Source organism: Aeoliella sp., from assembly GCF_965227375.1.
Lineage (GTDB): Bacteria > Planctomycetota > Planctomycetia > Pirellulales > Lacipirellulaceae > Aeoliella.
In genome coordinates, this window is the sequence record NZ_CBDDFX010000001.1 from 959,248 (window position 1) to 979,455 (window position 20,208).

General features: G+C 60.7%; 13 protein-coding genes. 6 read left to right on the top strand and 7 right to left on the bottom strand.

Annotated elements, in window-relative coordinates:
• Window positions 1-91: 91 nt before the first annotated feature.
• A complete protein-coding gene (locus tag ACQK2L_RS03875) occupies window positions 92-1,441 on the bottom strand; it encodes a hypothetical protein (protein WP_425395617.1) in 1,350 nt (449 codons plus the stop codon).
• 606 nt (window positions 1,442-2,047) lie between these two features.
• Between ACQK2L_RS03875 and ACQK2L_RS03880 the strand changes: the two genes are divergently transcribed.
• From ACQK2L_RS03880 to ACQK2L_RS03895, 4 genes are all read left to right on the top strand, one after another.
• Entirely contained in the window at window positions 2,048-3,544 is a 1,497-nt protein-coding gene (locus tag ACQK2L_RS03880; RefSeq protein ID WP_425395618.1) for a hypothetical protein, read from the top strand.
• Between the two features lie 205 nt (window positions 3,545-3,749).
• Entirely contained in the window at window positions 3,750-4,832 is a 1,083-nt protein-coding gene (locus ACQK2L_RS03885; RefSeq protein WP_425395619.1) for a hypothetical protein, read from the top strand.
• 124 nt (window positions 4,833-4,956) lie between these two features.
• Complete coding sequence (locus ACQK2L_RS03890; protein WP_425395620.1) at window positions 4,957-5,358, top strand: hypothetical protein; 402 nt, start codon at window positions 4,957-4,959, stop codon at window positions 5,356-5,358.
• A gap of 814 nt (window positions 5,359-6,172) precedes the next feature.
• Complete coding sequence (locus ACQK2L_RS03895; RefSeq protein WP_425395621.1) at window positions 6,173-8,257, top strand: protein kinase domain-containing protein; 2,085 nt, start codon at window positions 6,173-6,175, stop codon at window positions 8,255-8,257.
• A gap of 111 nt (window positions 8,258-8,368) precedes the next feature.
• On the opposite strand, the gene ACQK2L_RS03900 is transcribed toward ACQK2L_RS03895, so the two are convergent.
• Window positions 8,369-9,283 (bottom strand): DUF1559 domain-containing protein, encoded by a 915-nt coding sequence (locus ACQK2L_RS03900; RefSeq protein ID WP_425395622.1) that lies wholly within the window; start codon window positions 9,281-9,283, stop codon window positions 8,369-8,371.
• On the bottom strand, window positions 9,280-10,863 hold the full coding sequence (locus tag ACQK2L_RS03905; protein WP_425395623.1) for a PEP-CTERM sorting domain-containing protein: 1,584 nt from the start codon (window positions 10,861-10,863) through the stop codon (window positions 9,280-9,282). The genes ACQK2L_RS03900 and ACQK2L_RS03905 overlap by 4 nt, the downstream gene beginning before the upstream one ends.
• Before the next feature lie 216 nt (window positions 10,864-11,079).
• Here ACQK2L_RS03905 and ACQK2L_RS03910 point away from each other — a divergent pair, with 216 nt between their 5' ends.
• Entirely contained in the window at window positions 11,080-12,138 is a 1,059-nt protein-coding gene (locus ACQK2L_RS03910; RefSeq protein WP_425395624.1) for a dockerin type I repeat-containing protein, read from the top strand.
• Here the strand turns inward: ACQK2L_RS03910 and ACQK2L_RS03915 are convergent.
• From ACQK2L_RS03915 to ACQK2L_RS03925, 3 genes are all read right to left on the bottom strand, one after another.
• Entirely contained in the window at window positions 12,089-12,706 is a 618-nt protein-coding gene (locus tag ACQK2L_RS03915; protein ID WP_425395625.1) for an ECF-type sigma factor, read from the bottom strand. The genes ACQK2L_RS03910 and ACQK2L_RS03915 overlap by 50 nt on opposite strands.
• A gap of 142 nt (window positions 12,707-12,848) precedes the next feature.
• On the bottom strand, window positions 12,849-14,366 hold the full coding sequence (locus tag ACQK2L_RS03920; RefSeq protein WP_425395626.1) for a PEP-CTERM sorting domain-containing protein: 1,518 nt from the start codon (window positions 14,364-14,366) through the stop codon (window positions 12,849-12,851).
• Window positions 14,367-14,516: 150 nt separating this feature from the next.
• Window positions 14,517-16,661, bottom strand: a complete 2,145-nt coding sequence (locus ACQK2L_RS03925; RefSeq protein WP_425395627.1) for a GH92 family glycosyl hydrolase — start codon at window positions 16,659-16,661, stop codon at window positions 14,517-14,519.
• Between the two features lie 149 nt (window positions 16,662-16,810).
• Here ACQK2L_RS03925 and ACQK2L_RS03930 point away from each other — a divergent pair, with 149 nt between their 5' ends.
• A complete protein-coding gene (locus tag ACQK2L_RS03930) occupies window positions 16,811-18,550 on the top strand; it encodes an arylsulfatase (RefSeq protein ID WP_425395628.1) in 1,740 nt (579 codons plus the stop codon).
• Between the two features lie 9 nt (window positions 18,551-18,559).
• Here the strand turns inward: ACQK2L_RS03930 and ACQK2L_RS03935 are convergent, their stop codons facing one another.
• Window positions 18,560-19,930 carry a DcaP family trimeric outer membrane transporter gene (locus ACQK2L_RS03935; RefSeq protein WP_425395629.1) on the bottom strand — a complete coding sequence of 457 codons (1,371 nt, stop codon included), beginning with the start codon at window positions 19,928-19,930 and terminating at the stop codon, window positions 18,560-18,562.
• Between the last annotated feature and the right edge of the window lie 278 nt (window positions 19,931-20,208).

Below are 20,208 nucleotides of genomic sequence, written 5' to 3' on the forward strand. Positions count from 1 at the left end.
CAATCACACACCGCAGCTCAAAGGGCATTGCCTGCAGGAGTCGAATCCGCGACCCGGTCTGCAAGTCTTACCTAAACGCTGCTACAGCACCCTATCGGCTATTTGACCAATGTCGCACCACTCGCGTTTCGGTGGCTCCACCACGTGCCGAGAGCATCTCGTTGATGTGCAAGTGGCAACAGAAACGAATGAAGTCCTCACTACGCTCGAGGTATGCACGCCATCCGCCAAAGCGAGCGTCGTCACGAAAATCGGCATAGGCCGCAAGCGCCGCAGTGAATTCGGGATCGCTGCCTAAGAAAATCCGAGTATGTGTGATCACTGGACCCGAGTTCTCGATGCAAGGCGGACGCACCGGCGAAGGGCCGGGCGGCATGAAACCGCGCGGATCGGGCCAATCGGGCGGCAATTGCGCTGCAAAATTATTTTCCATGCCCGGAGCGATTGCGCTAGAGGTAGGGATTACGTCAGCCGCTGGCGGTGCTTGCGCGGCGTCGACCGGCACTTTGTAGGTCGACTGCTGGCGCGGCCGCCACACGGTTTCGTCGCCACCAGCTTCGGCAGCCGGCGCGTCGGTAGCTTCCGGCGCGATCGGATCTTGCGGATCGTCCGCTTCGATGTCGAATCCATCGGGCGAAGGAGGCACTGGCTCGTTGGTGGTGGAAGGAACCTTGTCGGCGCTTGGTTGCACCGTGGCCGGCGGCGGCGAGTTGAAACGCTCGTAAACGTCTACACCTCCCGGGGCAGCGTTGGACTGCGGTTCCAGGCGGATTGGCGGCTTCGGCAGCGGCGGCACTGGCAATTGTTCTTGCGGCGGCGTCAGCGCTGGTGGGAACATCGGTTGGGCGTCTACCGGCGGCATGTAGGCCGGCTCGCCCTGATCGTTGCAGTCGGGCGATTGCGTCTTCATCTGCTCGCGCGCCAGTGCCATTTCGGCTTCGAACACTACGTCCTGCGGGATGTATTCCTCGTCGGGCGTGCCCCAGGGCAAGCCGTAACCGGCCGGAATCTCGTGGAAGCCAGGGTTCGCCGCATACCACTCCACGCGCATGCCGCACCTGGGCGGATAGTACGGCGTGTAGTCGGTCACGGCGCCGACCACCACCGCGTCGACGTTCAAGATGTTCGCCAGGCGTCGCACTTCGCGAGGATCGGAGATATCGAGATCGTTCCGCAGGATCGCTTCTTCCACCACGCCGAGTGGAACCACTTCGAACCCGGGAACCGCCTGCAACTCGGCAAAGTAAGCCAGCGCAAACTGGCGGCCATCGACCGTCGGTTCGTCGCTCAGATTGAAGAACGGCAACACTGCCACGCGGCTGAGCTGCGGAAAAGGGTTGTGCACCACCGGCATGCTCGACACTTCGGGCAGCACGATACTGCAACCCGTGGTGAGGCTGGCAAGCAGAATTAGCGAGCAGAGTCGCGTGATGAGGCGCATCGACAAGTCGCTTTGTGGCCGGCAGCCCCCCTGCTAGCAACACAAGCACCCGGCGCGCACGCCAGTGCCTGTGACGTACATCGGCACAATCGTCGCAACCGCTTTAACCCAAAAGCTGGTTTGGCTGAATCCGCATTGGACGGAGCGGCTCATCGCTGCTGGCTTGGAGCGGTCGACGAGAGAGCCGCAAACCAATAGCAAATCTCCTCAGAGGTCTCATGTTGTGTCACGGCGAACGCCATTACAAACCAGATCGGATTCTGCACCGTTCGATGAAGTCGAGTGGTTTTTAAAGACTTGATGATGTTCTTGGCACGTTTTGGTTCTCTTTTCAGCCAGAACGCACAGGCGTCACCAGCTACTGGCAAATGATGAGTGCAATTTCAAAGCTGGGACAGCTACAATGCATAGCACCGTCCTCGCTGTTTAAACACGCGAGCGCAGACGCACGTTGACAGGGCGTATTTGATGTGCGTGACTTATATGCGAAGTCGTTGAGCAGACCCCATCATGAATTACTCCGGAATCACGCGGCGGTCAGCTTGGGTGCTCACATTATCGCTCTGTGTCACCATGGGTTGCTCTACAGCCCCTGACACGAATTCGATGAACAGTAGCCAAATGATGTTGGCTTCTACAAAGGCAAAGTCGGGGGGAGAGGATGTCGAAGCCGCTTTCCTGATGTTGGCAGCGCAGCTGCGCTACCAAATTGACAAGCAGGTTTACCCGCCGGTGGGCAAGGGTGGCAATAGCCCCGGAGTACTCATCGCCGCATTGGGTGCTACGCTGGGGCAAGCGGTTTCGCCCGCGATTGAAAACGACCCCGCTGCGCAGGCCACACTTATCAGAATGCTCGGTGAGTGGTCGCCCAAGTTTCCCGTCGGCTACGATCCTGGTTGGGAACATCGGCAACCACTTAGCGAAAGCGCGAGAGACGAAGTTGTCCAGAAGGCGCGGGAAGCGATGCTGACTCCGCTAAAAGAGCAGGCAGCATTGCTGGCGAACGAGGAGTATCAACAACTTCTGAAGGAGGCTGGAGAGGCGAAGGCAGATGTGCGAAGGCATGCAGATGCCGCGCGAGCCAGCGCCGATTCGGATGAGGTGCGTGTCGAGTTCGAGGCGAAGTTTCACGCTGCATTCGCCCGGAAGAAAGCAGCCGAGGTGCGGATGTACGAGATTGAGTGGGAGCTCATTCCCGCCAGACGCTGGCATACGGTGGTGAATTGGAAGGCAGAAGATTTTTTTAACGATCCCAAGGTAATTGCACTGTGCCACGCTATCGAGCAAAACGATCTCGCCGAAATGGAGCGATTGGTCGAGGCCGGTGCGAACGTGAATGCGCAAGGAAAGGACGGAATGTCGCTCCTCCTATGGGCGCTGCCCGATGACAAACTGGAGCGTTTCGAAATTCTACTTGAGGCGGGCGCCGACCCGAATGTACTCACGCAGTCTGACTTTGGAACGAATGGGAAAGCCCTGGAGCCACTTGCTCGCGCCGGGATCGCGGTGTTTGGCGTTCGCTGCCAAGCAGGTTGCAGTGTTACCCACTTCGCCTGCTCAATGGCCAACACCTCCTACTTGCGTGCCGTGCTTGCCCACGGAGGAAGTGCAAAACTGTTAGCTAAGCACGAGCATTACAGCGAGTCTCCGCTCGGAATCGTGCTGGATGACACGGTCCCCTACAGGCGTGAACGCGTGGAGATGCTGCTTGCCGCCGGCGCCAATCCAAACTTTCGGGGTGAGTACGGAAGGTATCCGGTCGAGGAGGCCATTCAGCTACGCGACTACCGCCTGGTATTGATGCTACTGGAGGCTGGGGCCAACAGCCGTCTGCCCAAACGACGTCGGGCAAAGCTGTCCTATGTTCCCAGGGTGGAACACCTGTTGCTGGATCATGAGATGTACCTGCCGTTTCGGGATGCTCAACAGAACTCCGACTACGAAGCGGTGGTCGAGTGGTTAGAAGATCACGGAGCCAATTTCGCTGCCGCACGGGCAGATCTCGACAGGGAGGGAAAACCTTGGGGCAAACAGCTGAAGCCATATCTTGAGCAAGGGATGTCTCCTAGTACAGCCCGAAAGCAAGCTAGCGAAGACCGCTAGCCGCGCGTACGCCGGCGTCTGGGATAGGGCGGCACAATCGTCGCAACCGCTTTAACCGAAAAGCTGACCGCTCTGGCCGGCGCGGGTCGCTAGCGTGACCTACGCTTACGGAACATCACGGCGCGCAGATGCTGTGACCCCTTTTCCCACGTCGCCAGTTTGCCAGGCGACCCTACTCCGCTTGTCCAATTTTGTTGGAGGTTCCATGGCTGCGTCGTCCATCACGCGACTCTTGTTCACGCTGTCCCTCGCCTTGATGCTTGTCGTTGCTAGCGACAGTTTCGCTCGCGGACGCGGCGGCGGTGGACGAGCGGCTGGCGGTGCCCGAGCTGGTGGAAAGGTCGCCACGCCGAGCAGTCGCAACTTCAGCGGCCCCGCAAGCGGCAATATCAAGGCCGCAAGCCCAAAGACGGGCGGACACAATTTCGGCAATGCCAACATCGGCCAGATTAACCAGAATCCACGCAACTTCGGCCAGGCGGGCAATCCACGCAGTGCTCAGCCGCGGGCCAACTCGCCGCAGCAAGTGCAGCAATTCCTCGGCGGACAGCAGGGCAACTTGAACCAGCCGAACAGCCGCGCCGACCAATTGCAGGGCAAGGCGCAGAACTTCGATCGGTCGAACGTGCAGTCGCACGCCGATCAGGCTAGTGGCAACTTCCAATCGGCCGTGAACAACTGGCAGTCGGGCCCCGAACCGTTCAGCCCGGCCTGGTACGCCGACCATCCGAACGCCTGGCAGGCGACACACCCCTACGCGGGCGCAGCGGCCGTGGCCACGACCGCCGGCGTGCTGGCCTGGACCACTGCCTATCCGGCAACGTATGCGGCTAGCAATCCGACGACGGTGATCAACAACACGTACGTTCACGACAACTCCTACATCGACGAAGATCCAATCGACGAAGAGCCGATCGATGATGACGAACCCATCGATGAAGAACCCATTGACGAGACGGAACCGGCGCCGGCCGGCGAAGGCCAATGGATGTCGCTCGGCACGTTCAACCTCGCGCCGGGTCCCAACGCGCCCCCTTCGCGCGTCATGCAACTGTCGATCAGCAAGCAAGGCGAGGTGCGCGGTGTGTATGTCGATCAACTTTCCGGCGCCACGCACAACCTGAAGGGCCGGTTCGCCCGGCAGCAACAGCTGCTCACCTGGCACGTTGAATCGAACCCAGGCGTGCAGTACGAGACGACGCTGAACGACCTGACCTCCGGCCACGGCAAGGTCCTCGTCATGAAAGCCAGCGGCGCCTACGAATGGTCGCTCACTCGCCACAAGTAACGCCCGTCGGTAGTGAACAATTTGCAACACCCCGCTGCGGCGCCGGTCTGCGAGTGATTCGTCCTCCTGGCCGGCGCCGCTGTTGTTGGTTTTGTGGAACTATGGAGAACGGTAGTCTAGTACTATGAGCAATTCGCATGTGCCATCTGAGTCGCGTACGCGAAGTGCGTTCGATAGCACAATTCGCAGCTACCTATGGCAATTTGGGCGCTACCGCGCCGCCTCCTTGGCAGTGCCGTTTGCTTTGGTATTGACGCAGGTCGTGACCTACCCGTTACTCTTTTTTGCTGGCGTCAGTGTACATGGTTCGCCCGACACGCTGGCGTATCACCTCGTCACACTGTGCGCTAGCGTCTTCTTCTTTCTGCCGCTGTTGACCATCTTCGGGTTAGTTCTGGGCATCAGTTCGTTGCGGTTCCACGGAGCCCATGTGCTGCCGATTATCGGGTTGTTAGTAAACTTTCTGTACCTGACCGCCTTTCTCGGGCTGTGTTACCTTGTGTTTGTGGTTGGTATCACAGCGTAGTGGGTACTTGAGAGCTTGGAGCGGTTGGGTGGCACTGCTGGTTCATCGCCGTTTGCCTCTTGTAACGGAGTGACCAGGGTTGCGGTGATGAGCTGGACCGCCACGTTAAAGCAAGCCAGCAGTGTTTGTCGTGGTGTTGCACTGCTCTCAGATTGCTATTATCGCACCAGCACTGCTGGCTCGGTTCAAGCGGGCGGTGAGAGGACAGCGTTGGCTCGCCTTCAATAGGTGGCGAGTAGGCAACGACCGATAAACCAGCAGTGGCACCCGAACGGGCATCGTTTCTTCTCTGTTCTCTCCGTTGCCTCCCGTTCAAAAAACTGGTTGCTGGGGGCTCGCGGAGCTCGTCCCCAGGCACCCTGTTTACGACCTCGAAAACTCGTACATTCTCTCCCCGCGGGACTCCTTTTCTTACACTCCCCGTGGTACAAACGGGTGGCAACAAATACTGTACGCGCGTTTATGTATCCCGTAGCCGACCCGCCTATGCGTCGTCGGAGCGATCGACCGCGATGGGAGTTTTGGGCCAACGCAAAACATGCGGGGAACAACGCGGTGGACCAAAACTCCTCGCCGTGCAAAAAGGATCGACAAAAATAGAGGTTTGCGATGTAGCGTAGGGGCAATGCATTTGGGGTTTTGGGCCAATGGATCGAATGTTGGGGCAAAACGAACTGGGGCAAAACCAAAGCGAGTCCAAAACCGAAGCCTAGTTAGCACGTTCGCGGTCCGTGAAGTGGCAGAGTTGCATCGTTACACGAGCAATCTATGCTGAGGGCTTCGTCCCAGGGGTTCTTCCGAGGAAGTTTCGAGCATGAGCGATCGCGACTCGTCATCGTCGCTATTCAACGAGCAGCAGCTCGACGAGGTGTGCGACCGGTTTGAACAGGCGGCGAAAGCAGGTCAGCAGCCGTCGATCGCGCAGTACCTGGAGCACGTGCCAGAAGCGCTCCGTCCTGCGCTGGCGCGGGAGTTGTGGGCGATTGAGTGCCATTACGACAGCAGCGTCGAGTCGGACGAGGTCGAACAGGCGTTTCGGGAGAAGTATCCCGAGCTCACGTCGCTGATGGAAAACATGACGCTGCTGGCGCCCACCGCGGGGAACGATCCGAATCGCACGATCGAGGCTCCGCAATCGGCCACCGGTAGCCAAGCACTGCACATCCGCTGCCCTCATTGCAGCAACCCGGTGGAGCTCTTGGCGGATGTGGCGGTAGACGATGTTGCCTGCAACAGCTGTGGCAGTCACTTCAGCCTGGTGGACGACTCAGGCACCTACTCCTCGGCTGGTCCGTCGCTGAAGACTTTGGGGCGGTTCGAACTGCTCGCGCGGTTGGGCGTGGGTGGGTTCGGCACCGTGTGGAAGGCGCACGACACGGAACTCGATCGCGTTGTGGCGGTGAAGATTCCCCGCAAGGGTAACCTCAGCACGATGGAGGTCGAGCACTTCCTCCGCGAAGCCCGGGCGGCGGCCCAGTTGCGTCATCCGAATATCGTGCCGGTGTTCGAGGTGGGGCGCGAAGAGAACACGGTGTTCATCGTCAGTGAGTACGTGCTGGGCGAGTCGCTGGCCGATTGGATGAAGTCGCACCGCCGCTCGGCTGACGAGATTGCCGAAGTGTGCATTCCCGTGACCGAAGCGCTGACCGAAGCGCACGCAGCGGGCGTGGTGCATCGCGACTTGAAGCCGTCGAACATCATGATCGACGCGACCGGCAAGCCGCGGCTGATGGACTTCGGCCTGGCCAAACGCGAGATCGGCGAAGTGACGATGACCATCGACGGTTTTGTCGTCGGCACGCCGGCCTACATGTCGCCCGAGCAGGCTCGCGGCGAAGGGCACTGGACGGATCGGCGGACCGACATTTACTCGCTGGGCGTCATGCTGTTTCACATGCTCACCAACGAACTGCCGTTCCGCGGAAGCCCCGCTATGCAGATTCAGGCGCGGCTCACCACCGACCCGCCGCAGCCGCGTTCGCTCGATCCCAGCGTGCCGCGCGACCTGGCCACGGTGTGCCTGAAGTGCATGGAGGTCGACCCCAACCGGCGGTATCAGACGGCCAAGGAAGTGGGCGAAGAGCTGCGGCGGTGGCTCGACGGCAAGCCGGTACTCGCCCGACCCATCCCAGCAGCCGCGCGAGCGTGGCGTTGGGTGAAGCGTCACCCGGCCCTGGCAACGGTGCTGCTGCTGGCGACCGTGCTGGCGATCGGCGGCCCCACGGCCGCGGTGATGATCGAATCACAGCGGCGTGAGATCGCCCGCCGACTCGACGAGCGCAACACGCTGGTCAAAGAGCGCGAAGCGGACCGGCTCGACTTGCAGCAGCAAGTTGCGTCGCTCGAAGAGCGGCTTGGGCAGCTCAAGGGCAACCTTCCAGAGGGTGCGAAGGTCGAAGCGTGGCGTGTCGACCTGGTGGAGTCGCTACTCGATGCGCGGTACGAGCCGTACGCCGAGCAGCTCAAACAGATGGATGATCAAGGCGCGGCGGCCGATTTGCACCGCGCGCTGGCCGACTTGTTGGTGAGCGCCGATCGCAAGTCCCAAGCGGCCGAACACTACCGCGCGGCGATGGACGCCCACGGCGCGAGCGATTCACCAGGCGAGCAGATCGAAGTTGGACTTACCCTGGCACATCTGCTGGAGTCGACTGGCGACGAGACTGGAGCTCTCGCGGTGCTGAACGAAGTGGAAGAGCTACTAGACGTGACGCCCACCGTCTCGAGCATCGATCAGGCAATGCTGCGGGCGTCGCTGGAGCCGAGCGACACCGAGCGCCGCGACTCCGTGCTGAAGGCCAGCGAGTCGCGACTGAAGCTCGAAGCCGATTGGCCAACCGAAGTGGAGTCGCTGGATGAACTGCGGGATCAACTGTTGCCACGCAACGCGTCGCCGTGACTTGGTGGTGCAAGATGTTGCCCGCGAATCTACACGAATGAACGCGAACAGAAAGGAGTATTGAATCGGACGCTACCCTGGGTGAATATGGGATCCCAGCGGCGGTCGAGCTTACGGCACGATTTCCTCGCCGTTGCGCGAGGCCATGGCGTACAGCGTTGGCAGCGTGGTGTCGTCGGCCAGCCATTGCACGGAGCCGTCGGCCAGCAGGAATTGCACACCGCCGGAATGTTCGCTGGCGAATTCCAGGTCGTTGTGCATCATCGAAGGATCGCCGCCTTCGGGAATGCTTCGGTCTTCTATGTTGTAGCCAAACTCGTCGTGGTCGGCGTTGAGTGGATAAACGATGTTTTTGCTCGACCTCATGCAGACTCGCGTGTAGTTGGGCGCCGAACCGACCCATTCGCCACCGACCAGCCAGTCGCGAAAGATGTATGTTCGCTCGCCGACCAGCAGCGTGTGAGCGGTGCCGTCGGTGATGTGGGCCATGCGGACGCGGCTATCGGGGAACAGCAGTCCGTTGCGCCGCACGGCGCCGCAGCGATTGTCCGTCTCCAGCAGCCACGCGTCGCTGGCATTCACTTCGCCCGCCACGCCGGCGTAGTGAGCCAGCTTGAACTGCCCTTCGGGGCGGGGAGCGCTGGGGCAGAGGAACATTGGTTGTTCGTAAGTACCTGGAAATCGGCTTTGCACACCACCATACGAGTTGTCGGATGGATCTTCGATCACACCAATTTCGTCGTACAGAGCTTGCTGCTCCATGTAGGGAAGCAGCAGCGCTCGCCAGGGTGCGCTGGGCTGATTGCGCCTGGCGTGCATCATCATGCCCGGCGGCAGCACGCTGCGGGCGTTGTGATACTCGTGCATCGCCAGGCCGATTTGCTTCAAGTTGTTCTTGCAGCTCGAGCGACGGGCCGCCTCGCGGGCCATTTGCACCGCAGGCAAGAGCAGCGCAATCAACACCGAGATGATCGCGATGACCACCAGCAATTCAACAAGCGTGAATGCAATGCGATTGCGGGTCATGATTTGCGCCAGCGGACTACCGCCAGACACGCAAGGAAAAGGAGCGAGAGAGTACCAGGTTCGGGAACGGAGACGCCCAACAACACCTGTCGGGCGTAAACTGCTGCGGAGCCGTCCAACAGAGCAATCATGTCGTCGATGTCGTCGAAGTCCATGTCGCCGTCAAAGTCGGTATCGCCTGTGATGTCGGCCGAGACACCAATGATCCCCCCGCCGTCGAGCGGAGTCAACTCATAGGCCTCCCGATCGCGAAGTGCCAGCACAAACAGATCGACATCCTCCTGATCGAAATCGAAATCGCCGTCCATGTCGCCCACCGAATGACCTTCGATCGAAGCGTAGTAGGAACCAACACCATACTCGACTTTCGCCCAGATTCCCGTCGGCAGACCAATCGCGTCCAGGCGGCGGAAGCTGTCGTTTTGACCAACTCCCGTTTCGGCGTAAACCACTTGTTCAATGCGTGTCCCCACCCCGAAACCGTCGAACTCAGTGAGGTTGACCTGCAGCACGCCGCCAAAGGAGGCCGTGCCGCCGATGAACAGTTGCTCGTACTCGCCCGGGTTGTCCGACGGCAAGTCGAGCGCCAAGCGGGAGCCGGGCGATTGCGAGTAGTTTTGCGAAATCATGATTTGACCACCGCGTCCGCCAGCGGGCTCTTGGACCTCCAGCAGTCCGCCCGGCAGCAGTTGGAAGTCGCCCGAAACCTGACCGGTGCCCGCCAGCAAGCCGGCGACGCGGGCGCCGGCGACGCCGGTTTCGATGTGGCCGTTGTCGAGCAACACCGTACCCTTGTTGCCAACCAGCAACTCGCCTGTGAACAGCGATCCTTGATTAACCAGTTCGAGTTGTCCTTCGTTATCGATCGCCGTCCGCGTGGAAACACTCAGATGCCCGACGCCGTTGGTGCCGCCGTTGACTTCGAGAATCATGGGCAGCAGTCCGCCTTGGATCGCAATCTCATGCGCAGCGGCCGGCGCGAAGCCGTCGATGGGGTCGCCGATCACGCGCACCCGCTGCGAAGCTATGGGGCTGTTGTTCATCAGCACCAATTGGTCGGTCGAGTTGGGGATTTCTCCCAAACTCCAATTATCGTCGACGTGCCATTGGCTCACGCCGGGCCCAGTCGGCTGAAAGTCGTTGCCAAAGCGCGGGCTGACGAACTCCGCTCGGACCAATTGATCCAACTGCTCGAACTGCACCGCGACTTCGTCGGGCGGAGCGATGGTGGGGAAGAAGTAGGAGCGGAACTGCTGCTCGATGGTTTGCGCCTGGAGGAAGTTGATCGATTCGCCAATCGCGGGTTGGTATCCGGCATCGAACCTAAGCTCTACCCGCCCGTCGAGCATGGCGTTGCCGAGCACGTTGTGCAGGTCGTAGTCGACGCCGGGAATTCCCGCGCCTTCGATTCTCACCAACAGGTTGTCGTTGGGACCTTGATTGAGATTGGAGTAAGTGAAGGTGGTCGGCTGGCCATAGGCTATCGCAGCAAGCACCAACCACGCACACAGCACCAGCACCGCGCAAATCGGTCGCGGTATGCGGTGTTGGGCCGGCAAAATTGGGGTGGCGATGCTCATTTCACTCGTAATTACCAAGGCGCAAGGCGAGCCCCTAGCGAGGGGGCGTCCCCCGTTGATCGTAACCCTACTCCCAGGCTAATCAAGAAATCGGGCGCTCGCCCGCCACGATTTCTGTACTTTCTTGCAGATTGTGTTTACACTCGGCGCGGGGGGCACGATTCGGAACTTCTGTCTTGCGGTTGGTGGGGGGCGGCGACCCCCCTCTCTGGTGCTATGCGTATTCTACCCGTCTGTCGGGCAATTTTTGTGCTCACCTTGCTGCTCGCCGGCAGTGCGGAGGCTGCGCCAGCGCGGTTTTGGATCTCCACCGACGGCCAAGACCCAGGCACGCCGGGCGTGGCGGAGTTTGTTGCGGCTTCGGGCACCCCTCGGCGACTGCATATCTGGGCCCAGCCTCGCACCACCAGTGCGGGCGACTGGCACGCGTCGACCAATCCGTTCTTGGAGTTTCAGAACGTCTCGCTGAATGTCGTCTCGCAAGAGACCACGTACAGCATCGACCCTTCGAACATCGATGTTTACAACCCCGTGCTCACCTCCGGCAATCCACGCTTCGGCGACGTACACGACTCGAGCACGGGAATGACCGAGTCGCCCGGCACGAGTCCCGGGCTGTACGACTATCCTCCGGCGCCCTTCAGTCAAGGTTTGCTTGGTTTGCAAGGCTACTCGATCCCCGCCACGCTAGGCGACGGCTTCGGCGTCTCCTGCGATGCAGCCGATCCGTACTGTGGCACCACCAGCAGCGGCAGCCCCGCATGGTTGTTCGCGTCGTTTACGCTCACACCCAGCACCGACACGGGGTCTATCCAGTTCGCGCTGCAAGTTGGAACGAACGGAATGAACCACGTGGGCGAGGATTCCAGCGCGATGGAAGTGGAGTTTGGTGTCGACACAATCGGCGCCGCGCCGTCGCCCTATGATCCATCGTTGCTGAGTGATCGCGACTGGACATTTCCTGTCGACGATCGCGACGCGGTGTTAACGCTGGCCGGCCCTGGCGACTACAACGCCGATGGCGCGGTCGACTCGTTGGACTATGCCGTGTGGGAATCGCAGTTCGGCGCCAACACGTACGACGCCGATGGCAATGGCGACGGCCTGGTGAACCTTGCCGACTACGTGGTGTGGCGAAACAACTACGCACCGACCAAGGGCGCCATCGTGTACCCGCTGCACGTGCCGGAGCCGGCGACTTGGAGCTTACTGGGCTTGTTGCTCGTCACGCTTGCTCGGCTCGCTCGAGCCACGCGGTCCAGTACCGGCGGATGAGCCCTGTCTTGCGCTCCACGGTGCGGGGCGAGAGTTCCAGCTGTTGGGCGATCTCCTGCGTGGAGCAACCTGCCAGTTTCAGTTCGGCAATCTGCCGCATCGCCTCGTCGGGCAGTTCGGCCATCAACAGATTGCATTGCTCGCTCAGTTCCACCAGCGACGCCGGCGTGATCTGCTCGTCCACGAATTCCAGCGGCGCGTTCTGGCTGTCGTCGCTCGCGCCCGTTTCCGCCTGGCGTCCTCCGCCTCGCTTGGCGGCGGTTTGGCGTTTGTGCAGGTTGATCGCCTTGCGAGCGGTGATCTTCGCCAAGAGCGGCCACAGTCCGTTGCGATCGGTCAGGTCGGGGAACTGCCCTTCGCGAACTCGTACGAAGAAGCTGCCCAGCGCGCTGACCGCCACGTCTTCCTCGTCCTCCACCGCCCGCGGCATGTTGCCCAGCTTAGCTTTGGCCAGCGCTTGCAGCCGCTTGAAGTACCGCGCCCACAGTTGTTGTTGCGCGGCTGTTTCCTGGCCGACACGCAGATCGGCAATCCACTGGGTAACCGAGACTTCGCTTGCATCGTGCATAGATGGAACTCGCAGGGAGGGCATGGCTGGTGGTCTCCATTATGTGGTGGAACTTCGCTTCAGGTCTAGCAATGGAGGCCACCGCGCGGGGGGGCACGCGGTGGCTCCATCTCCCCTCCGGCAGCCGTTGGGCTGCTTTCAGTTAGCTCGCCATTGCTCTGCGTCGCAGGGCCACTCCCAACAGGGCCACGGTCGAGAGCAGCACCACGGTGCTCGGCTCTGGCACCGAAGCCGTGGCGGAGAGCATCGGCATGGGCATTGGGCAGACGTGGCCGAAGTTGCTTTTCCACAGGCCGTAGTCGGCGGAGTCGACCACGCCGTTCAGGTAGCCGTTCATCGAGATGGTCGTCTCGTCGAGCGACCCCAGGTTGTTCCGCCACACCACGTAGTCGGCGATGTTCACCACCCCGTCGGCGTTGAAGTCGCCAGGGCAAGGACCCACGGGGATTTCTTGCTCCTGGCCAATTGCCTCGATCGCGTTCACGTCCAGCACCCCGTAACCGTCTTCCTGGCCTTCGAGCTTGAACTGCAATTCGGACAGGGCGTAGCCCTTGTCCCAAAGGTGGCCACCATGCTCCAGGAAGCTCACCCCGCTCATGCTATCCAGCACAAACAGCTCACTGCCGGTGGCGTAGTATCCATCCGGGTCCACGTCGTCGACGATTTGGCGGATGCTGAAGATGATCGTGTCGCGGGGTTGCTCGTCGAAGATCGGTTCTCGAAGTTGATCGAACGGGTTCTCGCTGTGGGGTGGTTGCGGCTCCAGATCGAACACATCAATTTCGCCCGAGGTGTCGTAAACCATCAACGCGTCGATGTCGATCGCATTGCGTCCTTCCTGATTGTCGTGGGGCAGGATGGCGTGTCCCGGGATGGCCCCCAACAGCGACTCCACGGCCCCCACGATCATCGCGTGCGACACGTACGGAGTGCCCGACGCATTCCAAACCGAAGTGCCCGTCTGAAAGTCGAGCTCCAACGAGTATTTGTCGGCGTCGCCGAAGAACACTTGCCCCTCCTCCTCGCCCTTGGGTGGTTCCGGCCCCCATACTTCCACGGCGTCTATGTCGCCAGCGATCTTGTCGATCGGCGGCGGCATGCGATTGATCTCCGATCGCTTAGCCCACAAGTCGTGGATCGACGCTCCAACGTGAGCGCCAGAGAGTTCCACACTCAGTTCACCCGCGCCGCCGATCTGTTGTCCGTTGGCCAACGTCACTGGGCCGACGCTGGGCATTTTGAACAGATTAATCGGCCCGGGAGGGCCGTTGGGGAACATCACGATTTCGTCGTCGTGAGAATAGATCAAATGGGCGTCGTCGCGGATCAGTTCGCGAAACAACCCGTCGCGATGATTCGCCATGGCGTCGAGTTGCAGATCGAACTCGTTCTGCTGTTGGGTGAACGAGTAGTCCAGACCGTCCATCACGCCGCCGATGCCGTCCCAGTTGATGATCTGTTGGGGATCGTCGGTGGGGCCAACGACAGAGAAGTCGCGGTCGTTCGAATACTCCTTGCCGTAAACCTCGTGAGGCCGCATGACGTTCGGCCCGGTAAGCGGCTTGCCAAACACCGAAACCGGCGTGTACGGCACCGCGGCCTTGGCCGCCGACAACGACAACATGAACAGCAGCATCCCGCAGGTCAGTACGCGTGGCATCGGTTTATCTCCCTTGGTTGAGCCCATCGCCCGGCAAGAACGCGGTAAAAAGTGGGCGAAATCTTGCTTGCACCAGGGAGATCAATAAGCGGCCACGCAGCCCGCCAGATTTCTCGTCGTTTTTCCTCCTGCAGGGGGAGATGCGAGGAACTAGTCGACCGGCCGGGTTTCGATCGTGAGCCGCTGGCCGCTAGCAAGGTCGGCATGGCGGATGAAGTAGCCTTCGACCGTCTGCCGGCCGTGGCGGATGTGCTCGATGCGCGTACCGGAGCCGCGCCGTACGATCTCGACCGATGTGTCACCCAGGCGGAGCCTTACCGTGTCGAACAGTGGAACCGTCACAAGGTACTCGGCATCAGCCGGCGAGTAAGGGTAGAGGCCCATGGCGTTGAACACGTACCAAGCCGACATCTCGCCGGTGTCGTCCATGCCGCACAGAGTGTTGCCACCTTCCATGCCGTAGAAGCGGTCCAGGATGGTGTTGAGCAGCGCCTGCGACTTCTCCGGCTTGCCGACCCAGTAGTAAAGATAAGGATACCCATGGTCGGGTTGGTTCCCGTGGCAGTACTGTCCGATGAAGCTGCTCACGTTGCGGGCGATGTGGCGGGGATTCCATGGCAACGAGAACAACTGATCGACCTGCTGTTCGAAGGCCGCGGGGCTTTCGTACAACGCGACGAGCCCCTCGGTGTCGTGCGGTGCGAAAAACGACGACTGCCAAGCGTTCGCTTCGCGGTACATGTACTCGTAGTACGGCTGCTCGGCGTCGAACGGCTCGACCCACTCACCACCGCGTAGTCGGCCCCGCATCAGCCCGATGGACGAATCGAACAGGTTCTTGTAGTTCTTCGATCGCTTGATCATCGTCTCGAAGGTAGCCTCGTCGCCCAACTCGCGGGCCAGCAAGGCCACTGCGTAGTCGTCGTAGGCGTACTCCAGCGTCTTGGTCACGCCAGCCTTGGCCCGCGTCTCGACGTGCGGGTTTCGTGCGCGTCGCGTAGAGATGTAGCCGTTGCGGATGTACTCGGTCAGATAAGGCCTCGCCCGGCGGTTCTCCTCGGTGGCGCTATTTAGCATCAATTCGTACGCCTGCTGAACGTCGAACCCACGCACCCCGCGCAGGTACGCCCCCGTAACAAACGGCGACGCGTGGTCGCCGTGGAAGAACGTAGGCATGAAGCCGCGGTGCTCCCCCCGATCGATCATCGACTGAATCACATCGGAGGTCACCTCCGGCGACAGCATACCCAGCAGCACCAGTTTATTGCGGTAGGTGTCCCACAGCGAGGGAAGCGTGTAGTACCGAAAACCCTTGCTCGCGACGTTGCCCCGCTCGTCGGTGAACTGACCGTTCACGTCGCTCCGCAGAGCGGGCCACAGGAAGCACCGGTACAGGCACGAGTAAAACAGTTCGACCTGCCGCTCGCTGCCGCCGGTGACGCGAATCTTCGACAGCAGCTTCTCCCACGTGTCCGAAGCTTCGCGCCGCGTCTGTGCGAAGCTCTTCGTGGCGAGTTCCGCCTCCAGATTCTCCTTGGCGTTCTCGATGCTAACGAAAGACAAGCCGATGCGAATCTCCAGCGGCTCGCGCGACGGCTCGAACGACAGCACCACCACGGGGCGCTCGCTGCCTTGGATTGTCTCGACGCCGGTGATCTTGTGATTCACTGTCGCGTAGAAGTAGACCCGCTGGCCTGTGTCTTGAAAGCCTCGAAAGGCCGAGTCGCCGTCCTGCTCGAGCTGCCAGTCGCGGACCCGCTCGTTCGACCGGGTCAGGTCGGCGACCAATCGCTTGTCCGCGCCGCGGGGGTACGTGTAGCGATGCAGTCCACACCTCAGCGTGGTGGTCAGCTCGGCGTGGATGTCGTACCGCGCGAGCTTCACCTGGTAGTAACCAGGGCTGGCCGACTCGTCGTCGTGCGAAAACTCGGACGCAAAGTCGTCGGGGTCCACCTCGCCCGAGACCGGAAGCAGCGGCAAGTGGCACAGGTTCCAATGCCCTTTGTTGGTGTGCGTGAAGGCGAGGATCTTCTGATCTTCGTACTCGTAACCGGCGCCGCTGCCGAATTCGGTCACGGGGCTAAGCTGCACCATCGCGTTCGGCAAACTAGCGCCGGGAAACGTCAAACCAGCCCATACTCGCCACGGCGGATCGTAGCCGATGTCCGCGGCGTTGGTGAGCGGAGCGGTGCCGAGAAACGGGTTCACCTGGTCGACCAAACGCTCAGCGGCCGTGGCAAGAGAGACGCCGAGCGAGAGAGGAACAACAAAAAGTATCGAGTGGAGCGGCTTCAAGTAGTTCCTCAATCTCAAGTAAGACCAGCGGGATCAATGGAGTCGAACGCGTGCCCCCTATCCTACTCTCCCGGCACGCCCAAACCCACTGTGGTATAAAGGTCTGGCATGCGGTCCACAGCAATGCATCCTAGCTGCGAGGCAATCTCATGAGTTCGCGACGAGTATTCAGGTTAGCGATGGCTTGCTGTGTAGCCACTTTGCTCTCAGCAATTTGGCCGGCCACTGCCACTCCGCCCAACATCGTATTGATCCTGACGGACGATCTCGGTTGGGGCGACTTGGCATGCCACGGCAATCCGGTGATCGAGACGCCCAGCATCGACCAGCTGCTCGACCATGGCGCCGAGCTGACGAGGTTCTACGTCTCGCCCGTCTGCTCGCCGACGAGGGCGAGCCTGATGACGGGGCGGTACAACTACCGCACCCGCGTGATCGACACCTACCGCGGGCATTCGATGATGGACACCGATGAGGTAACCGTGGCCGAGTTGCTTCGCGACGCAGGCTACGCGACCGGCATCTTTGGCAAGTGGCATTTGGGCGACAACTACCCACTGCGGCCGCAGGATCAAGGCTTCGACCGCACGGTCGTGTTCCACGGCGGCGGACTCTGCCAACCTAGCGACCCGCCTGAGAACCGTGGCGTTTACACCAACCCAACTCTCTGGCGGAACGGCCAGCAGTTCGTCGCCGATGGCTACTGCACCGATGTGTTTTTCAACGAAGCACTCGCGTTCATCCGTGAGAGCATCAGAGTGCAGCAACCCTTCTTCGCCTACGTCTCTACCAACGCGCCGCATGGCCCCTATCACGATGTGCCGGAGCAGCTCTACAAGAAGTACAAGTCGAAAGACCTTTCGCAAGTGGTCCAAGGCAACGAGAAGATGATCGACCGCACCTCCCGCACGTTTGCGATGATTGAGAACATCGACGAGAACGTGGGCAAGCTTCGTGCGCAGCTCAAAGAACTGGGAGTCGCAGAAGACACCATCGTGATCTTCATGAGCGACAACGGGCCACAAGACGCTCGCTACGTCGGCAACCGCCGCGGCGTGAAAGGGCAGGTGCTCGAAGGCGGTGTGATTAGTCCCTTCATCGTCGAATGGCCCGGGCATGTTCGCCCGGGGCATCGCGACGATCGGCTGGCCGCGCACATCGACATGCTGCCCACGCTGCTCGAAATCGCCGGCGGCAGTCCTCCGGAAGACCTGAAACTAGACGGCAGGAGCCTCGTTCCACTGCTGACGCAACAGAATGCAGAGTGGCCCGATCGGAGTGTGGTGATTCAAAGCCATCGCGGTGCGCAGCCTGTGGCGGGACACAACATGACGGTCATCGAGCAGCAATGGAAACTGGTGCGCGCGAGTGGCTTCGGACGCTTCCAGCCGAGCGACGATGCTCCATTCCAACTGTATGACGTCGCCAGCGATCCGCGAGAGTCGAACGACCTAAGCAAGCAGCAGCCCGAAGTCTTTCAGCGACTGAGGCAACACTATGGGTCGTGGTTCGACGACGTCTCGACCACCCGAGCGGACAACTACGCTCCGCCACGCATGGTTATTGGCAGCGACCAACAGACGGTGACGACGCTCACTCGGCAAGACTGGCAGTCGGTTGGCAGCGGCTGGGGCAACCAGGGGGAATGGTTGTTGCGGGCCGAGGCACCTGGCGTTGTGGACGTGGAGGCCATTTACTTGAAGCCAGTCGAGGGCGAGGCAACGCTTACACTCGGCTCCACCGAACTGAAACAACGTGTGGATACCACCACAACCGCAGTTGTGTTTCGCGACGTCGCGATTCCAGTCGGCGATTTCTCCCTTCGATTCGAACTCGCCCAAGGCGACGAGTTCCTTGCGCCATATCACTTGCGTGTGACGAAAAAATAGGCCGCAAGCCTACGGCAAGAAGAAACCAAACGAGAGTTGCAACCGGTTGGCGTCGCCTCGGGCGCCGCTGGCGTCCTCGCGTACGCCGTATAGGTATTCGATGCCGTAGAACACTCGTTCGTAAGGATTCGATATCAGATTCACCGCCAGGTACGTTGTGCTGCGGAGGTTGTCGGGATCCTGCCCCGGAATGTCCTCCATGTGCAATCTGCTAAACGTGAGGTTCGACGTTAGCGAGTCGTTCCACTGTTGGTGGACGCCGACCATCCAGCCGAAGGACCCCACAACTTCCGCCGAATTGGGCCCCGTCGCCACGACGTCCGGCGAACCGCGGTAGCTGCCGATGCCATCGCCGAAGGTGATCTGGTAGTACGCCTTGGTATCTTCCAGCACAAACACCGCGCCAGTGAAATTGAACCCCCAACCGCGCTCGTTGATCACCGGTTCGCCGATGGGCTGAAACCCGAGCGTCCGCAGTACGTAGGCGCCACGCAGTTCGCCCCAGTCGCGTTGGTATCGGATGCGGGTGATGAAGTCGGGAAACTCGGTGCGCCCCTGCCCCATCAACATACTGACGGCTTCGACGTTGATCTCGGGATCCTCCAGCGCCATGGCGAAAGAGAGATCGTCGCACCACAACGGCTGATCCCAGCGGACCAACCCTTGCCGACGATTGACATTGGACACACCGCCTTCACGGTCGAGCGTTTGTGGCACGGCCGAGGGATCGGTAAAAGTGGTCCAGGTTTGGCCAGCAGTAAAACGACCGAGTCGACCATAGGCGTGCCGGAGTCGAAACGTTGGGTTGTTTGGTTCGCCACCAAAGAAGTCACCCTCGACAAACGCCCGCACGGTCTCTCCCTCGGTTCGCCAACGCGTATCGAAACTCAACCTCGATTGGCGAGCGTGGAAGCGGGCGTTTTGCCGGTTGGGACCACTGGTGGGGATGGTCGTGGTGTCGAATACGTCCGTGGAGCCGATGGCGTCGAAGTCCTTGATCAGGTCGGCCTTGATATAGCCGCCGATTTTCAGTGCCACGTCGTCGCCGAACACCACAATGCCACCGGTGAACTCGGGAAAGTTGGTGAAGTTGTTGTCGAGCCGAGCGTCCACGCCCTCTTCGTTACCGTCGAGTTCGAACGACGGACCTACGGTCTCGGCGAGTGAGAGGTCAAGAAAGTCGCTTTCCTCTTCCATCTCGGTCACCGGGTCGAACTCGTCGTCAGCAACACTGCCGGCAACCGAGTCGGGGCCAACGCCCGTATCACTGAACTGGACAGGCGTGACGCTATCATCCGCTTTGCGTGCTGGCAGATCGCTCGAGACATTTTCAGGCGGCGGCAAACGCCGGGGGCGTGGCAGCTCCTCTGCTTTGGACAAGGCGCAGCAGCACATCAGCGCACACAGTACGCGACTAGTCAGTGCTAGCTGGAGCCGGGACATAGATACTGGAAAAGGAGCAAGAAAAGCTGCATCAACAAGCGGCGCAAAGACGTTCCGCCTTCATCAATATTCGACGATCGGGATGAGCCAACTTTAGCGATTTGGCAACTTGGCGCAATCGTGCTGCCGTGGTCTGCCTGCGGGTGCGCACTAACCTCGGGGGCGAGATTCGGGTGGTCCTGCTCGCGTAGGCATCACCGAATCGCCCGAGAACA

Excerpts from the sequence above, each read along its gene's own strand:
- ACQK2L_RS03875 (WP_425395617.1), bottom strand. The coding sequence starts at position 1,441 with ATGCGCCTCATCACGCGACTCTGCTCGCTAATTCTGCTTGCCAGCCTC.
- ACQK2L_RS03880 (WP_425395618.1), top strand. The coding sequence starts at position 2,048 with ATGAACAGTAGCCAAATGATGTTGGCTTCTACAAAGGCAAAGTCGGGG.
- ACQK2L_RS03885 (WP_425395619.1), top strand. The coding sequence starts at position 3,750 with ATGGCTGCGTCGTCCATCACGCGACTCTTGTTCACGCTGTCCCTCGCC.
- ACQK2L_RS03890 (WP_425395620.1), top strand. The coding sequence starts at position 4,957 with ATGAGCAATTCGCATGTGCCATCTGAGTCGCGTACGCGAAGTGCGTTC.
- ACQK2L_RS03895 (WP_425395621.1), top strand. The coding sequence starts at position 6,173 with ATGAGCGATCGCGACTCGTCATCGTCGCTATTCAACGAGCAGCAGCTC.
- ACQK2L_RS03900 (WP_425395622.1), bottom strand. The coding sequence starts at position 9,283 with ATGACCCGCAATCGCATTGCATTCACGCTTGTTGAATTGCTGGTGGTC.
- ACQK2L_RS03905 (WP_425395623.1), bottom strand. The coding sequence starts at position 10,863 with ATGAGCATCGCCACCCCAATTTTGCCGGCCCAACACCGCATACCGCGA.
- ACQK2L_RS03910 (WP_425395624.1), top strand. The coding sequence starts at position 11,080 with ATGCGTATTCTACCCGTCTGTCGGGCAATTTTTGTGCTCACCTTGCTG.
- ACQK2L_RS03915 (WP_425395625.1), bottom strand. The coding sequence starts at position 12,706 with ATGCACGATGCAAGCGAAGTCTCGGTTACCCAGTGGATTGCCGATCTG.
- ACQK2L_RS03920 (WP_425395626.1), bottom strand. The coding sequence starts at position 14,366 with ATGCCACGCGTACTGACCTGCGGGATGCTGCTGTTCATGTTGTCGTTG.
- ACQK2L_RS03930 (WP_425395628.1), top strand. The coding sequence starts at position 16,811 with ATGAGTTCGCGACGAGTATTCAGGTTAGCGATGGCTTGCTGTGTAGCC.